Origin of the sequence: Moorena sp. SIO3E8 (genome assembly GCF_010692445.1) — a bacterium.
GTDB lineage: Bacteria > Cyanobacteriota > Cyanobacteriia > Cyanobacteriales > Coleofasciculaceae > Moorena > Moorena bouillonii.
Window position 1 is genome coordinate 1 of record NZ_JAAHHM010000329.1, and the last position, 1,801, is coordinate 1,801.

General features: G+C 45.9%; 1 protein-coding gene. It reads right to left on the minus strand.

Annotated features, from left to right (window positions below; translation table 11 throughout):
- Positions 1-262: 262 nt before the first annotated feature.
- The gene (locus tag F6K46_RS39525; protein ID WP_293068937.1) at positions 263-1,534 is read right to left on the minus strand and encodes a HAMP domain-containing sensor histidine kinase; all 1,272 of its coding nucleotides are present in this window, start codon (positions 1,532-1,534) and stop codon (positions 263-265) included.
- Between the last annotated feature and the right edge of the window lie 267 nt (positions 1,535-1,801).

The following is a 1,801-nucleotide window of genomic DNA, read 5'->3' on the forward strand; positions in this document are numbered from 1 at the left end:
GATGCAGTCGCTCATGGGGGAAACCCCCGCGTGAAGGCGCTGCATCGCTTTCTGATCACCCACACCCTACACCCGGTCCCCCTACACCCCACACCTCACGTCTTTGTTAAAAACCTACCCCTGTGAGGGGTTAGGGGTGGGTTCCTCTTACCTGCTCCCTGCTCCCTGCTCCCCGCTCCCTAAAAACCAGAAATTTGTACCTCACAAGTCGTAGAATTGCTATATGATTTCAAAAGAAAATCCCAACCTAGAAGCTATTTTCCTAAACCAGCGGTAAACGTATCTCAAAGCAGCTACCAACCCCAACCTGAGAGGTAAGGGTGATTTTTCCCCCATGACTGTGAGTGATTGCTTGAGCGATCGCAAGTCCCAACCCGGTACCCCTCTCTCGGCGAGAACGAGCTTTATCGGCACGCCAGAAGCGATCAAATACAAACGGCTGATGTTCAGGGGCAATACCAATGCCAGTATCCTCAATCATGACCAGGGCACAGCGATTCTGTTTGGCAACAGTAAGAACCACTTTTCCTTTAGGGGGTGTGTATTGCAGGGCATTCTCTAGCAAGTTGGAAAATAAACGGGTCAGTTGCCCTTCATCCCCAATTACAGAGACTGTTGTCAGGCACTTATATTCCAAAGAAATCTGCTTATCTTGAGCAAATGATTCTAACAATTCCACCACATTCTGCAAAACTGTATTGAGGGAAATTGGGACTGACTTTCGAGTCGGGATTGACAAGGCTGCATCAGTACGAGCTAAAAATAGTAAGTCTTCTGCTAAGTGGCTCATCTGATCTGTAGCGCTAGCAATAGCCACTAACTTCTTAGCATCCTTGGGATGAATTCGCTCAGGATGATTTCGCATCACATCCACAGAGGCTTTAATTGCTGTCAGAGGACTGCGCAATTCATGGGAGGCATCAGCAGTAAACTGTTTAAGCTGCTTAAAACTTTGCTCAATCGGCTCAAGAGCTTTCTGGGTCAGCCAAAGTCCACCGATACCAACAAACCCTAGAGCGATCATTCCTCCCATTCCTAATCCCCAAAATAGTTGGCTTTGGACGATTTCTACATCCTCTGTGGATTGACTGGCTCGAATATAGCCCTCTAGGGATGGCTGGCTTGGTTTCGAGGTGTCTTTAAAGACAGAAATTGTAAACGTCCTAATTGGCTCTGATGTCTTGGGGAGTTGTAGAGTCTTGGAACCCAGTTTTGGCGGGAAAGTCAACACAATCACACCTCGCCTTGCCAATAGTTGACCGTTAGCATCAAACCATTCTAGGCTTTGTTGGTCTCGGTTAAAGATATCTCGCCAGGGGACTTCATCAACTTGTTCAATGTATTGACTCCCTTTCACTTCTACTTCAGTAAATGATGGGGCGGCGGATTGGGCTAAAGTCCGTAGTTTTTTGTCAAGTTGCTGGTACAGACTCTGTGTTAAAAACACATACACACCCGCACCAAATACACTTAAAATTGCCGCCATTACCATCAGGTAATACAACAGAAGACGCCAGCGCAAACCTTTAAACATCTGGTAATTAGTAATTAGTAATTAGTAATTAGTAATTAGGTAAGCATTCAGCCGTCAGCTGTCAGCTGACGGCTGACGTAATTAGTAATTGGTAATCGTTAACTGACCCAACTATACTTGATATCATTCGTTGCTTCACGACTGAAGTTCCCCCTTTGACAAAAAGGGCAACCTATGCTGGGTAAGGAATAGCAGATTTTCTGTCGGTCATTTACTGGGTACAAATAGGGAAACACCAAGTAAATCTAACGCCTTTTGTTGGACTGG